Origin of the sequence: Roseateles violae (assembly GCF_030410485.1) — a bacterium.
GTDB lineage: Bacteria > Pseudomonadota > Gammaproteobacteria > Burkholderiales > Burkholderiaceae_C > Roseateles_D > Roseateles_D violae.
Window position 1 is genome coordinate 258,470 of the sequence record NZ_JAUHHC010000003.1, and the last position, 13,839, is coordinate 272,308.

The following is a 13,839-nucleotide window of genomic DNA, read 5'->3' on the forward strand; positions in this document are numbered from 1 at the left end:
GTTTTTTCTTTCCGCCATCGAGCCCGAGTTTTTAGTGAGCACTCCAAGCCAAGCCGCCGGCCGGCCTCAGATGCCGCCGCAGATCCCCTTCATCATCGCCAACGAGGGCTGCGAGCGCTTCAGCTTCTACGGCATGCGCAACATCCTGACCGTGTTCCTGATGAGCAGCCTGCTGCTGGCCGTGCCGGAACATCTGCGCAAGGGCGAGGCCAAGGAGGTCTTCCACACCTTCGTCATCGGCGTCTATTTCTTCCCGCTGCTGGGCGGCTGGCTGGCCGACCGCTTCTTCGGCAAGTACCGCACCATCCTCTGGCTGAGCCTGGTCTACTGCGCCGGACACGCCTGCCTGGCCATCTTCGAGAGCAGCATCAAGGGCTTCTACACCGGCCTCTTCCTGATCGCGCTCGGCTCGGGCGGCATCAAGCCCCTGGTCAGCTCCTTCATCGGCGACCAGTTCGACAAGAGCAATCGCTCGCTGGCGCAGAAGGTCTTCGACGCCTTTTACTGGATCATCAATTTCGGCAGCTTCTTCGCCTCGCTGCTGATGCCGATCTTCCTGGACAAGTTCGGCGCCAGCGTCGCCTTCGGCATCCCCGGCGTGCTGATGGCGATCGCGACGCTGTGCTTCTGGAGCGGCCGCAAGAAGTACGTCCATCTGCCGCCGACGGCGAAGAACCCGCATGGCTTCCTGCCCGTCGTGCGCACGGCGCTGGGCGCCGGCCCGCAGGGCAAGGCGCTGGCCGGCCTGGGCCTGGTGCTGTCGCTCGGCGCGCTGGCGCTGACGCCGCAGATCGGCATCGTCGCCGCGCTGTGCCTGGTGCTGGTGCTGAGCCTGGGCCTGGCCGGCATCGGCGCCTGGATCCAGCTCGAACGCGCCCGCGCCGTCCATCCGGCCGAGGCGGTCGATGGCGTGCGCGCGGTGCTGCGCCTGCTGGTGCTGTTCGCCCTGGTCACGCCCTTCTGGTCGCTGTTCGATCAGAAGGCCTCGACCTGGGTGCTGCAGGCCGACCAGATGGTCAAACCCGAGTGGTTCAAGTCCTCGATGATGCAGGCGCTGAACCCGGCCCTGGTGATGATCCTGATCCCCTTCAACAACCTGCTGCTCTACCCGCTGCTGAAGCGGATGGGCCTGCGGCTGACGGCGCTGCGCCGCATGGGCGCCGGCATTGCGATGTCGGGCCTGGCCTGGATCGTCGTCGGCGGCCTGCAGCTGTGGATCGACGACAAGCACGCCGTCTCCATCGTCTGGCAGGTGCTGCCCTATGCAATCCTGACCCTGGGCGAGGTGCTGGTCTCGACCACCGGCCTCGAATTCGCCTACAGCCAGGCGCCGCTGGCGATGAAGGGCGTGATCATGAGCTTCTGGAGCCTGTCGGTGACCATCGGCAATCTCTGGGTGCTGCTGTCGAACTCCAGTGTCAAGAGCGAGGCCGTGACCGCGCAGATCGCCAGCACCGGCTTGAGCGTCACCGCCTTCCAGATGTTCTTCTTCGCCGGCTTCGCGCTCGTGGCGGCCCTGGTCTTCGCGCTCTATGCGCGCAGCTACCGGATGCTGAACAACTACCGAGCTTGATCGCTGCAGGTCAAAACAATGCCACCCTCGGGTGGCTTTTTTATGGCGCTTCGCGGCACACGGACCTGCGGGCCGAGCGCCGGGCCGCCCCAAGCCGGCCCGATTCGGCGATGTGCTTGCCGGTCGATCCGGCAAGTATCGCCGTCCCCTCGGGGGACCGGCCAAGGTATTCCTTGGACGAGGGGTTCACACCGCTACACCGATGATGACGCTGGAGGCCTTGAAGACGGCCGTTGTCTCGACGCCCACGGCCAAGCCCAGCGACTCCACGCTGGCGCGGGTGACGATGGCCGCGATCGAGCCGCCGCCGGGCAGCTCGACGATCACCTCGCTGTTGACGGCGCCCTCGCCCAGCCGCGCGACCCGGCCGCGCAGTTGGTTGCGCGCGGACAGCTTCACATCATCGGCCCCGGTCATCAGCAGGATGGACGAGGCCTTGATCAGGGCAAAGGCCTTGGCGCCGACCGCGAGGCCCAGCTCGACGCAGCTCTCGTGGGTGACGGTGGCGACCAGGGTCTGGTCGCCGATCACCCGCAGCTCGATCTCGTCGTTGATCGCGCCGGCGCGGATCGCGGTGATCACTCCGGCGAACTGGTTGCGCGCGCTGGTCTTCATCGCCAAGCTCTCCATCAGGGCATAGTCGGCGCCGAGTCCGCGCGCCTGGGCATTGAGCCGAGCCACAAAGCGCGCATGCTCCTGCTCGATCAGCTGGTAGTTGCGCAGCAGCCCGGCGCCGCGCGCGGTCAGCCGCGTGAAGCCGCCGCTGCGGCCGCCGGCCATCCGTTCCAGCAAGGGTTCGCCCGCCACATTGCTCATGTGCTCGATCGCGTTCCAGGCGCCCTTGTAGCTGAAGCCGACCGCCCGGGCTGCATGGGTCAGCGAGCCCAGGCGCGCGATCTCGGCCAGCAGCGCCAGATGCCGGCTGCCGCCCAGGTCGACGCCGCCCTGCTGCAGGCGCAGCTCGGCACCGACACCCAGCGTGGCGGCGGACTCCTTCCCGCTCACCGTCCGCCCTCGTCCGCCACAAGGGCGTTTGCGCCGGGCCGCGCCGATGCTTCGTCGACGATGCGGCCCTCGCGCAAGCGCAGCCGCGCCTGGCCGAAGCAGGCCAGATCCTCGGGGTCGTGGGTGATCATCAGCATCGGCATGGCGATGCGCTCGAGCAGGGCCAGCAACTCCTCGCGCATGCGCAGGCGCAGCTCCGGGTCCAGGGCCGAGAAGGGCTCGTCGAGCAGCAGCGCGCGCGGCCCGCTGACCAGGGCGCGGGCCAGGGCCGTGCGCTGGCGCTGGCCGCCGGACAGCTCATGCGGATGCTGCTGCGCGACCGGGCCCAGCTCGAAGACCTCGAGCCAGCGCTCGACGGCCGGATCGCGCTCGCGCCGCGAGGGGTTCAGCAGGCCGCGGCGCAGACCGAAGGCGATGTTCTGCCGCACGTTCAGATGCGGGAACAGCGCATAGTCCTGGAACAGATAGCCGAGGCCGCGATGGCGCGCCGGCAGGTCGATGCCGGCCTCGGCGTCGAAGAGCGGCTGCTCGTCGAGCAGGATGCGGCCCGAGTCCGGCCGCAGGAGCCCGGCGATCGCGCGCAAGGTCAGGCTCTTGCCCGCGCCCGAGGGGCCGTAGACAACCGTGCGCCGCGCCGCCGTCGTGAAGCCGACATCGAGCTCGAAGCTGCGCGCCCCGCTGTGCAGCTGCTTGCGGATCTGCACCGTGAAGCTCATGCCGGCACGCTCCGCGCCGGCGCCAGCCGCCCGGCCGCCAGCAGCACGAGGACGCAGGTCAGCGAGATGATCAGCACCAGCAGATTGGCGACATCGTCCTGGCCCGCCTGCACCGCCTCGTAGACGGCCACCGACAAGGTCTGGGTGCGGCCCGGGATGCTGCCGGCCACCATCAGCGTCGCGCCAAACTCGCCCAACGCGCGGGCGAAGGCCAGGAGCAGGCCGGCCAAGAGGCCGCGCCAGGCCATCGGCAAGGTGACGCGGAAGAAGACAGCCGCCTCGCTCAGACCCAGCACGCGCGCGGCGCGCTCGAGCTGGGCGTCGACGCCCTCGAAGGCGGCACGCGCCGACTTCATCACCAGCGGGAAGGCGACGATGGACGCCGCAATGACGGCGCCCTGCCAGCTGAAGATCAGCTGGATGCCGAACTGCTCGTGCAGCCAGGCGCCAAAGGCACCGCGCCGGCCCAGCAGCACCAGCAGGTAGTAGCCGAGCACCGTCGGCGGCAGCACCATGGGCAGGGTCAGCAGCGCGTCCAGCAGGTCGCGGCCCGGGAAGCGCAGCCGCGCCAGCGCGAAGCCGGCGGCCGTGCCGAAGACCAGATTGAGGGCGGTGGCCCAGCCGGCCACCTTCAGCGACAGCGCCAGCGCGACCCAGGCTTCAGCCATTTGAGCAAACCCCAGCGCACTCGCGAAACGCGCGATGTATCAAAGTCGCGGGCCGAGCGCCGGGCCGCTCCCAAGCCGGCCCGCCTTGGCGATGTGCTCGCGGTCCGATGCCGCGAGCATCGCCGTCCCCCCGGGGGACCGGCCAAGGTATTCCTTGGACGAGGGGTTTCATCTCAGGGTTGCTGGAAGCCGTGCCGGGCGAGCACGGCCTGGCCGGTCGGCGACAGCACATGCTCGATGAACCGCCGCGCCAGCTCGGCATGCGCACCACCGGCGACGGCCGCCAGCGGATAGCGGATCACCGTGTCGATCGGCACGACGAAGAGCTGCTTGACCTTGTCCCGCTGCACCGCCGCATCGGTCGCATAGACGAAGCCGGCCTCGACCTCGCCGCGCGCCACATAGTCCAGCGCCTGCCGCACATTGCCGGCGTAGACGGCCTTGGGCTCGAGGGCCGGCCACAGCCGCGCCGCCTCCAGCGCGCCCTTGGCATAGCGGCCGGCCGGCACGGCCTCCGGCTTGCCCAGCGCGATGCGGCGCACCGCGGGCTTCTGCAGATCGGCCAGGCTGCTCAGCGCGACGCCGCCCTCGCGCGGCGTCACCAGCACCAGGGCGTTGCGAACGAAATTGCGCCGGCTGTCGGGCAGGATCAGCTTTTGCGCCTGCGCCCTGTCCATGGTCTCCTGGTCGGCCGAGGCGAACACGTCGACCGGCGCGCCCTTGGCGATCTGGGCCAGCAGCGCGTCGGAGGCAGCGAAATTGAACAGCAGCCGGGTGCCCGGATGCTGGGCCTCGAAGCCCGGGGCCAGTTCCTTGAAGGCATTGGCCAGGCTGGCGGCGGCCGAGATGGTCAGCTCGGCGGCCTGGGCGGCCATGCCGGTCAGCAGCAGCAGGGTCAGCGCCAGGCGGCGGCCCGACTTTCGGCCATCGATGGTCATGCGCGCATCCTCCTGCGGCCGCTTCGCGCGGCGATGAGGAAATATAGCTCAGTACATGACGAGAGAGAAAGCGTTCAGACCAGGCGCTCGATCGCGGCCAGATAGCGCGGGTTGCGCATCAGCTCGTCCCAGGTCAGCGGCACCGTCTGCGGCAGCAGGTCGAGACGGCGCGATTCGCTGTCCGGCTCGGGCGTCCAGCGGCCATCGGCCGCGGCGGCCTCCAGCTCGGCCAGCAGCGCGTCGATCGCCGCGCCCTCGTCGATAGCGGACTGGTTGCACAGCAGCAGCAGATCGCAGCCGGCCTGCAGCGCGGTCAGCGCCGCCTCGCCGAAGCCGATCGCGCGGCCCTCCAGCACGCGCGCGCCCTGCATGCCCAGGTCGTCGCTGAAGATGGCGCCACCGAAGCCCAGGCGCTCGCGCAGGATGTCCTGCAGCCAGCGGCGGCTGAAGCCGGCCGGCCGCGCATCGACCTTGGGGTAGATCACATGCGCCGGCATGACGGCCGACAGGCTCAGCGCCAGCCAGTCATAGGGTTTCGCATCCTCGGCCAGGATGGCCTTCAGGCCGCGACGGTCGACCGGCAGGTCCACATGGCTGTCGGCCTTGACGAAGCCATGGCCGGGGAAATGCTTGCCGCAGCTGCCCATGCCGGCCATCAGCAGGCCCTGCATCAGGGCTTGCGCCAGCAGGCTGACGACACGCGGATCGCGGTGGAAGCTGCGCGAGCCGATGACGCCGCTCTCGCCAAAGTCCAGATCGAGCACCGGCGTGAAGCTGAAGTCGACACCACAGGCTCGCAGCTCGGCCGCCAGCACGAAGCCGCAGGCGGTGGCGGCGGCCGTAGCCCGCATCGCATCGTCCATCCACAGCTCGCCAAGCGCGCGCATCGACGGCAGCTGGGTGAAGCCATCGCTGCGGAAGCGCTGCACGCGCCCGCCCTCATGGTCCACGGCGATCAGCAGATCGGGCCGTATCGACTTGGCCTCAGCCGTCAGCGCGGTCAACTGGGCGCGGCTCTCGAAATTGCGCGCGAACAGGATCAGGCCGCCAACCCGCGGATGGGCCAGGCGGCGGCGCTCGGCCGCGCTCAGTTCCAGGCCCGCCACATCGAGCAGCAGCGGGGCATGCAGGATCTTCTCGTTCATCTTCCGATCTTCTTCAGTTCTTCGTTTCGACGACCACGAAGGCCGCCGCGTATTCGGTTTCGTCGGTGACGGTCACATGGGCCTTGAGGCCCTTGGCCTCGAACCATTCGGCCAGTGCGCCATGCAGGCGGATCTCGGGCTTGCCGCTGGGCGCCTTGACGATCTCGCAATGGCGCCAAGTCATCGGCATGCGCATGCCCATGCCGATCGCCTTGGAGAAGGCCTCCTTGGCCGAGAAGCGGGTGGCCAGGTAGGCGACGCCGCGCGCCTCGACGCGCGCACGCCGCTCGCGGAAGACGGCCATCTCATGCGGCCCCAGCACCTTCTCCGCAAAGCGCTCGCCACGCCGCGCCAGGGTCTCACGAATGCGCCGGATGTCGCAGATATCGGTGCCGATGCCGTAAATCATTGCAGGGGACTCCAACCGAGCACTTCGTTGCGGTGGCGCTGGCCCTCGAGTTCGAACCAGGTCTCGCCCCACAGCTCGGCGCCCTCGCGGCGGTAGAAGCGCAGCGCGCCGGCATTGCCTTCCCAGGGCGTCAGCCAGAGCGATCGCCGGGGATGGGCCGCGCGGACATGGTCCAGCAGCCGCTTGCCGTGGCCCTGGCCGCACTGGGGCGGCGCGACGTAGAGGCGCACCAGCTCCACCAGCGCCTCATCGCGCTCGACCGGGCAAGGCGCGCCGGCATCGGCCTGGGCCCAGGCCAGCAGGAAGCCGCCCTCTTCGATCACCCACATGCCGCCCGGCAGTGCCTGGCGCAGCGTGCGCGGGTCGAAGGCCGCGTCGACATAGCGCGCAAAACTGTCGCTGACGCCGGGCCCGGCATAGCTATCGAGCCAGACCCAGCGCGCCAACGCGGCGATGCGCGGCAGATCGGCCTCGACGGCCGCGCGCAGCTCAGCCATAGGCGCGCTGGATGCAGCGCTGGTAGTCGCGCACGGTCTCGGCATAGCCGAGTTCCAGCGCGTCGGCGATCAGCGCGTGGCCGATCGACACCTCCTGCACGCCGGGCACCGCGCGCAGGAAGTCCGTGAGGTTGTCGCGGTTCAGGTCGTGGCCCGCGTTGATGCCCAGGCCGAGCGCCAGCGCCGCCTGCGCGGTGGCGGTGAAGCCGGCCAGCAGCTCGGCCTGGCGCGGCGTGCCCCAGGCGCTGGCATAGGTCTCGGTATAGAGCTCGATGCGCTCGGCGCCGAGCTCGGCGACCAGGGCCATCGCCTGCGGCTGCGGATCCATGAAGAGGCTGACGCGCACGCCCAGTGCCTGGCACTCCTCGATCAGCGGCTTCAGGCGCGCCATATCGGCCGGCAGGTTCCAGCCATGGTCGGAGGTGAACTGGTCCTCGCTGTCGGGCACGAAGGTGACCTGATGCGGGCGCAGCTGGCGCACGAAGTCCATCAGGTTCTGCGTCGGGTTGCCCTCGATGTTGTACTCGGCCTGCGGCCAGCGCTGCATCAACGCGGCCAGCTCATGCACGTCCTGCGTGCGGATATGGCGCGCATCGGGCCGCGGGTGGACGGTGATGCCCTGCGCGCCCGCCTCCAGGCACAGCTCGGCCGCGCGAGTGACGCTGGGGATGCCCAGGTGCCGGGTATTGCGCAGCAGCGCGACCTTGTTGACATTGACCGACAGCGCGCAGCGCGCGCCATGGCCCGAAGATTCCGGAGCGACGAGGGGGTTCATCGCTGGGCCCGCCCGGCCGCCCGAAGGGCCCAGCGCGCCCCCTCGGGGGGCAGTGAACGAAGTGAGCGTGGGGGCTTCATATTCTTTCCATCAGTTTCTGCACATCGAGCATCACCTGGCGGGTGCGCAGCGGCTTCTGCCCCAGATGATAGTGAAGCAGGCCGCGCAGCTGCGCGCGCAAGGCCGGCAGCACCGGCGCACAGGCCTGGCGCAAGGCGGCGCCGCTGCCGTGCAACAGCGCCGCCTGCAGCTGCACCAGCGCTGCGCCGTCCAGCGCGGCCGCCTCCTCGCTGGCGATCACGCCGGCCTCGGGCGAGATCGCGTAGCCGCGCTCGGCCTGCACCGGCGTCTGCGTCAAGGTCGCCAGGCTCAGATCGGGCAGGAGGCCCAGCTGGTCCAGCAGGCGCAGCTCGAAGGCGCGCAGCGCCGCCTGTGATTGCGCGTCCTCGCTGGCGTGCAGCTCGGGCAAGGTGTCGGCATAGGCATCGAACAGCGCCGGATGCGGGTCCTGGCGCGCCAGCAGCTTGAGCAGCAGCTCGTTCAGGTAGTAGCCGCTGAACAGCGCCGCGCCGGCCGGCATGGTCGCGCCGCCGGCCCATTCGGCGCCGCGCAAGGTGACGACCTCGGGCCCCTCGCCGTCGGCCGACTTTGCCGGCTTGGACAGCGTGACCTGGATGCGCTGGAAGGGCAGCAGCACCGCGCGCAGCTGCGAGTAAGGCCGTTTCGCCCCCTTGGCGACCACGGCCATGCGGCCCTGTTCGCGGGTGAACAGGTCCAGGATCAGGCTGGATTCGCTCCAGTCGTAGTGATGAAGGACAAAGGCCTGCTGGACGGCAGGAGCTTTCCGCATCATGCCCGGCGCCGGGCCGCCCCAAGCCGGGCAGCCTCCAGGGGCCGCGCGGCGGACCCCACAGGTCCGTGGGACAGGAGCGAAGCGACCGGGGGGCTCACGATCTATTCGTAGCCGTAGGTGCGCAGATGTTCCTCGGTGTCGGCCCAGCCGGAGCGGACCTTGACCCACAGTTCCAGGAAGACCCGGCCGTCCATCAGGTGCTCGAGCTCCTGGCGCGCCTCGGAGCCGATGCGCTTCAGGCGCTCGCCCCCCTGGCCGATGATCATGCCCTTGTGGGCATCGCGCTCGACGACGATAGAGGCGCTGATGCGGCGCAGCTCACCCTCGTCTTCCCATTTGTCGATGACGACGGTCGAGGTGTAGGGCAGCTCGTCGCCGGTCAGGCGGAACAGCTTCTCGCGGATGATCTCGCTGGCAAGGAACTTCTCGCTGCGGTCGGTCAGCGCGTCTTCCTCGTAGAACCAGCCCTGCTCGGGCAGATAGGGCTTGAGGATCTTGAACAGGCGGGTGACGTCGGACTCTTTCTTGGCCGACAGCGGCACGAACTCGCTGAAGTTGCGGCGCTCCTGCATGCTCTTCAGCCAGGGCGCCAGCTCGGCACGGCGGTGCACGGCGTCGAGCTTGTTCGCGATCAGCACGACCGGCTTGTCCTCGGGCAAGAGCGACAAGACCTTGGCGTCATCGAGCCCGAAGCGGCCCGCCTCGACGACGAAGAGCACGACGTCGACGTCGGACAGCACGCCGTGCACGGTGCGGTTCAGATTGCGGTTCAGGGCCGCGTTGTGGCGGGTCTGGAAGCCGGGCGTGTCGACAAAGACGAACTGCGCCTCGTCGACGGTGCGCACGCCGGTGATGCGGTGGCGGGTCGTCTGCGCCTTGTCGGAGGTGATCGAGACCTTCTGGCCGACCAGCGCATTGAGCAGGGTCGACTTGCCGACGTTCGGGCGGCCGACGATGGCGATCAGGCCGCAGCGCTGACTGGGCGCCGCGTCTTCGGGCGCGGGGGATGGGGGAACGTCGCTCATGCTGTGACGGCGCGGGGCCGGCCTCCGGTCAATCAGTCGCGCAGGCCAGAACCTGGCTTGTCGCGTGCAATCAGTTCGTCGAGCATACGACGGGCGGCGCTCTGCTCGGCGGCGCGGCGCGAGCGCCCTTCGCCATGCGAGACCAGGTTCAGCGAGGGCACCGCGCACTCGACCTCGAAGGTCTGGGCATGCGCCTGGCCGCGCGTTTCCGTGATGCGGTAGCCAGGCACCGGCAGCTTGCGCGCCTGCAGCCATTCCTGCAAGGCCGTCTTCGCGTCCTTGGCCCAGTTGTCCGAGCTGCCGGCGCCGGCGATCACCTCGGATAGCAGGCGCGCGACCAGGGCCAGCGCGGCCTCGTAGCCGCCGTCGACGAAGGTGGCGCCGATCAGCGCCTCCATCGCGTCGGCCAGAATGGACGGGCGCTGCGCGCCGCCGCCCTTGGCCTCGCCCTCGGACATGCGCAGCACCTGCGGCAGATCCAGGCCCAGGGCCAGCTTGTGCAGGCTGTCCTCGCGCACCAGATGCGCGCGCACGCGGGTCAGATCGCCCTCGTCGGAGCCGCCGAAGCGCTCGTACAACAGGCTGGACACGGCCAAGCTCAGCACCGCATCGCCAAGGAACTCTAGGCGCTCGTTGTGCTCGGCGCCGAAGCTGCGATGGGTCAGCGCGCGGATCAGCAGCTCGGGCTGCTTGAAACGGTAGCCCAGGCGCTGCTGGAGGGAGGCGAGCTGCGAACTCATCGGTACTGCCGCAAGGTGACCGCGCCTCAGCGCGACTGGCCTTCGTACTTGATCAGCAGGAAGACCGGGCCGGCCAGATCGACCTGCTTGTCGTAGGCAAAGGCGATCTTCAGCTTGTCGTTTTCCTTGCTGATCACCAGGTCCTGGGCCGAGATGCTGGTGATCGAATACTCGACCTGCTTGGCGCGCTCGAACTCGGCGCGCACGGCCGGCACGGTGGCCGGGTTGGAGACGGCGATGCGGTCGATGACGCGCTTGATCGTGTAGTACTCGAGCACCGTCGGGAAGACGCGCGCCGCGACGACGCCGGTGAAGGCGATCAGCACGGCCCAGAACAGCAGGCCCAGCAGGCTGATGCCGCGCTGCCGGCGGGCTGCCTGGCGCTGCTTGGCGCTTTGACGAGGATGCGTCATCTCGATCTTGTCCCTCTTGGTGTTGGTCTTTCTCACCGGCGGCGCTGCGCGCCGCGGTCCCTCAGTTGAATGAACCGATGCGCTTGAGATTACCGAAATTCATCCAAACAAAGAAGGCTTTGCCGACGATGTTCTCGTCCGGCACAAAGCCCCAGAAGCGCGAGTCGCGCGAATTGTCACGGTTGTCGCCGAGCATGAAGTAATGGCCGGCGGGCACCTTGCAGCTCAGGCCGTCGACGTTGTAGCGGCAGTTTTCCTTGAAGGGGAACTCGTCCGGATGGAAGAACTGCGGCGCCAGCGGATTGATCTGCGGATTGACGAGGATCTGGTGCTCCTTCTCGCCCAGCTTCTCGAGGAAGCGCGGGCGGTAGCTCATCGCGTCCTCGTCGTAGTAATTGCCCTGGGGCTGGACGGCGGCCAGCTGGCCGTTGATGTACAGGCGCTGGTTCGCGTAGGTGACCTCGTCGCCGGGAATGCCGGCCACGCGCTTGATGTAGTCCTGGCTCGGGTTCTGCGGGTAGCGGAACACCATCACGTCGCCGCGCTGCACCGGATTGTTCTCGATGATCTTCTTGTTCAGCACCGGCAGGCGCACGCCGTAGTGGAACTTGTTGACCAGGATCAGGTCGCCGACCAGGAGCGTCGGCACCATCGAGCCGGACGGGATCTTGAACGGTTCGACCAGGAAGCTGCGCAGGAAGAACACTGCCAGGATGACCGGGAACAGGCCGGCGGTCCAGTCCAGCCACCAGGGCTGCTGCAGGATCTGCTGGCGCGCACCCTCGATGTCGCCATCGACGCGCGAGATGCCCTGGGCCGCCAGCTTCTCGCGGCGCTGCAAATCGCTGGCGACCAGCTGGCTGGCCGCGGCGGCGCGCGCCGGCTGGAAGTGGAAGCGCTCGGCCAGCCAGTAGCCCAGCGTCACGACGGTGAGGATGAACAGCAGCAGCGAGAAGTTGCCGTTCCAGTAGCCGGTGTACCAGCCGCCCAGATAGGCAAGCAGGGCGGCGTAGAGAAGTCCGGTCAGAGCACTCATCAATGGCTTGGTTTTGGGTTCAGTCTTCGACTTGCAGAATGGCCAGGAACGCTTCCTGCGGCACCTCGACGGAGCCGATTTGCTTCATGCGTTTCTTGCCGGCTTTTTGCTTTTCCAGCAGCTTGCGCTTGCGCGTGATGTCGCCGCCATAGCATTTTGCCAGCACGTTCTTGCGCAGCGCCTTGATGTTCTCGCGCGAGATGATGTTGGCGCCGATCGCCGCCTGGATCGCCACGTCGTACATCTGGCGCGGGATGATCTCGCGCATCTTGGCGGCGACCTGGCGGCCGCGGTACTGGCTCTGGCTGCGGTGGACGATGATGGACAGCGCGTCGATGCGATCGCCGTTGATCAGCATGTCGACCTTGACGACGTCCGAGGCTCGGTATTCCTTGAACTCGTAGTCCATCGAGGCGTAGCCGCGCGAGACGCTCTTCAGCTTGTCGAAGAAGTCCAGCACGATCTCGGCCAGCGGGATCTCGTAGGTCAGCATCACCTGGCGGCCGTGGTAGGCCATGTTCAGCTGCACGCCGCGCTTCTGGTTGGCCAGGGTCATCACCGGGCCGACATAGTCCTGCGGCATGTACAGATGCACGGTGACGATGGGCTCGCGGATCTCGGCGATCTTGCTCTGCTCCGGCATCTTCGAGGGGTTCTCGACCTCGATGATCTGGCCGTCGCCGGCCACCACCTCGTAGACCACGCTGGGCGCCGTCGTGATCAGGTCCTGGTCGAACTCGCGCTCGAGCCGCTCCTGGACGATTTCCATATGCAAGAGGCCCAGGAAACCGCAGCGGAAACCGAAGCCCAGCGCCTGCGAGACTTCCGGCTCATAGCGCAGCGAGGAGTCGTTGAGCTTGAGCTTTTCCAGCGCGTCGCGCAGCGAGTCGTACTCGCTCGCCTCGGTCGGGTAGAGGCCGGCAAATACCTGGGGCTGGATTTCCTTGAAGCCAGGCAGCGGGCTGTCCGCCGGGCCGAGGTTGTTCGGCAGCTTCTTTTCCAAGGTGATCGTGTCGCCGACCTTGGCGGCGGCCAGTTCCTTGATGCCGGCAATGATGAAGCCGACCTCGCCCGCGTTCAGCGCCTCGCGCGACTCGCTCTTGGGCGTGAACACGCCCAGTTGGTCGGCCGGATAGACGGCGTCGGTCGCCATCATGCGGATGCGTTCGCCCTTTTTCAGCGTGCCGTCGACGACGCGCACCAGCATCACCACGCCGACGTAGGCGTCGTACCAGCTGTCGATGATCATCGCCCGCAGCGGCGCCTCGACGACGCCTCGCGGGGCGGGCATGCGGGCGATCACCGCCTCCAGGATCTCGTCGATGCCCATGCCGGTCTTGGCGCTGCAGGGGATGGCGTCGTCGGCATCGATGCCGATCACATCCTCGATCTCGGCCTTGGCGTTGTCGGGATCGGCATTTGGCAGATCCATCTTGTTCAGCACCGGCACCACCTCGACGCCGAGATCCAGGGCCGTGTAGCAATTTGCAACCGTCTGCGCCTCCACGCCCTGGCTCGCATCGACGACCAGCAGCGCGCCCTCGCAGGCCGAGAGAGACCGGCTCACTTCATAGGAGAAGTCCACATGCCCCGGCGTGTCGATCAGGTTCAGGTTGTAGACCTGACCATCCTTGGCCTTGTATTGCAGTGCGGCGGTCTGCGCCTTGATCGTGATGCCGCGCTCGCGCTCGATGTCCATCGAGTCCAGCACCTGCGCCTCCATCTCGCGATCGGACAGCCCGCCGCAACGCTGAATGATGCGATCGGCCAGCGTGCTCTTGCCGTGATCGATGTGGGCGATGATGGAGAAATTGCGGATGTGGTTCATGCTCTGTCTCGCGATGCGCGGCCGTAAGCTTCAACGGCGAAAGCCGTTGCATGGAAGGCTCATATCGCGCAGCGATGTGAAGGCCCCAGAGGGGCCGTGCCGGACATAAAAAAAAGGCACGTCGAAACGGTGACGCGCCTTCCAACAAAAACGTATGGCAACTGCTTGTTGGGCTTCCATTGTAGCCAAAAGCCCCCCGCTGGAAACCGCGCCGTTGC

15 protein-coding genes are annotated in these 13,839 nt (G+C 67.8%); 1 reads left to right on the forward strand and 14 read right to left on the reverse strand.

Annotated elements, in window-relative coordinates:
• Nucleotides 1–70 precede the first annotated feature (70 nt).
• Nucleotides 71–1,573 (forward strand): POT-type proton-dependent oligopeptide transporter, encoded by a 1,503-nt coding sequence (locus QWJ38_RS11530; protein WP_290359230.1) that lies wholly within the window; start codon nucleotides 71–73, stop codon nucleotides 1,571–1,573.
• Between the two features lie 186 nt (nucleotides 1,574–1,759).
• Here QWJ38_RS11530 and QWJ38_RS11535 read toward each other — a convergent pair whose 3' ends face one another.
• The 14 genes from QWJ38_RS11535 to lepA form a co-directional block, all read right to left on the reverse strand.
• The gene (locus QWJ38_RS11535) at nucleotides 1,760–2,578 is read right to left on the reverse strand and encodes a TOBE domain-containing protein (RefSeq protein WP_290359231.1); all 819 of its coding nucleotides are present in this window, start codon (nucleotides 2,576–2,578) and stop codon (nucleotides 1,760–1,762) included.
• Nucleotides 2,575–3,294, reverse strand: a complete 720-nt coding sequence (locus tag QWJ38_RS11540) for an ABC transporter ATP-binding protein (RefSeq protein WP_290359232.1) — start codon at nucleotides 3,292–3,294, stop codon at nucleotides 2,575–2,577. Before QWJ38_RS11540 ends, QWJ38_RS11535 begins: the two co-directional genes overlap by 4 nt.
• A complete protein-coding gene (gene modB, locus QWJ38_RS11545) occupies nucleotides 3,291–3,962 on the reverse strand; it encodes a molybdate ABC transporter permease subunit (protein ID WP_290359233.1) in 672 nt (223 codons plus the stop codon). The genes QWJ38_RS11540 and modB overlap by 4 nt, the downstream gene beginning before the upstream one ends.
• Nucleotides 3,963–4,135: 173 nt before the next feature.
• Nucleotides 4,136–4,900, reverse strand: a complete 765-nt coding sequence (gene modA, locus QWJ38_RS11550) for a molybdate ABC transporter substrate-binding protein (RefSeq protein ID WP_290359234.1) — start codon at nucleotides 4,898–4,900, stop codon at nucleotides 4,136–4,138.
• 74 nt (nucleotides 4,901–4,974) lie between these two features.
• Nucleotides 4,975–6,045, reverse strand: a complete 1,071-nt coding sequence (gene nagZ / locus QWJ38_RS11555) for a beta-N-acetylhexosaminidase (RefSeq protein ID WP_290359235.1) — start codon at nucleotides 6,043–6,045, stop codon at nucleotides 4,975–4,977.
• A 13-nt stretch (nucleotides 6,046–6,058) separates the two neighbouring features.
• Nucleotides 6,059–6,454, reverse strand: a complete 396-nt coding sequence (gene acpS, locus QWJ38_RS11560) for a holo-ACP synthase (protein WP_290359236.1) — start codon at nucleotides 6,452–6,454, stop codon at nucleotides 6,059–6,061.
• Nucleotides 6,451–6,951, reverse strand: coding sequence for a GNAT family N-acetyltransferase (locus tag QWJ38_RS11565; RefSeq protein WP_290359237.1), 501 nt, complete (start codon nucleotides 6,949–6,951; stop codon nucleotides 6,451–6,453). The genes acpS and QWJ38_RS11565 overlap by 4 nt, the downstream gene beginning before the upstream one ends.
• Nucleotides 6,944–7,726 (reverse strand): pyridoxine 5'-phosphate synthase, encoded by a 783-nt coding sequence (locus QWJ38_RS11570; RefSeq protein WP_290359238.1) that lies wholly within the window; start codon nucleotides 7,724–7,726, stop codon nucleotides 6,944–6,946. The genes QWJ38_RS11565 and QWJ38_RS11570 overlap by 8 nt, the downstream gene beginning before the upstream one ends.
• 76 nt (nucleotides 7,727–7,802) lie before the next feature.
• Nucleotides 7,803–8,579: a DNA repair protein RecO gene (gene recO / locus QWJ38_RS11575; RefSeq protein ID WP_434063971.1), complete on the reverse strand. Its 777-nt coding sequence runs from the start codon at nucleotides 8,577–8,579 to the stop codon at nucleotides 7,803–7,805.
• A 101-nt stretch (nucleotides 8,580–8,680) separates the two neighbouring features.
• The gene (gene era / locus QWJ38_RS11580; RefSeq protein ID WP_290359240.1) at nucleotides 8,681–9,604 is read right to left on the reverse strand and encodes a GTPase Era; all 924 of its coding nucleotides are present in this window, start codon (nucleotides 9,602–9,604) and stop codon (nucleotides 8,681–8,683) included.
• Nucleotides 9,605–9,636: 32 nt separating this feature from the next.
• Nucleotides 9,637–10,344 (reverse strand): ribonuclease III, encoded by a 708-nt coding sequence (rnc, locus tag QWJ38_RS11585; RefSeq protein WP_290359241.1) that lies wholly within the window; start codon nucleotides 10,342–10,344, stop codon nucleotides 9,637–9,639.
• A gap of 26 nt (nucleotides 10,345–10,370) precedes the next feature.
• Nucleotides 10,371–10,757, reverse strand: coding sequence for a DUF4845 domain-containing protein (locus tag QWJ38_RS11590; RefSeq protein WP_290359242.1), 387 nt, complete (start codon nucleotides 10,755–10,757; stop codon nucleotides 10,371–10,373).
• Nucleotides 10,758–10,818: 61 nt separating this feature from the next.
• Nucleotides 10,819–11,793: a signal peptidase I gene (gene lepB / locus QWJ38_RS11595; RefSeq protein WP_290359243.1), complete on the reverse strand. Its 975-nt coding sequence runs from the start codon at nucleotides 11,791–11,793 to the stop codon at nucleotides 10,819–10,821.
• Between the two features lie 19 nt (nucleotides 11,794–11,812).
• A complete protein-coding gene (gene lepA / locus QWJ38_RS11600) occupies nucleotides 11,813–13,621 on the reverse strand; it encodes a translation elongation factor 4 (RefSeq protein WP_290359244.1) in 1,809 nt (602 codons plus the stop codon).
• Nucleotides 13,622–13,839: the final 218 nt, after the last annotated feature.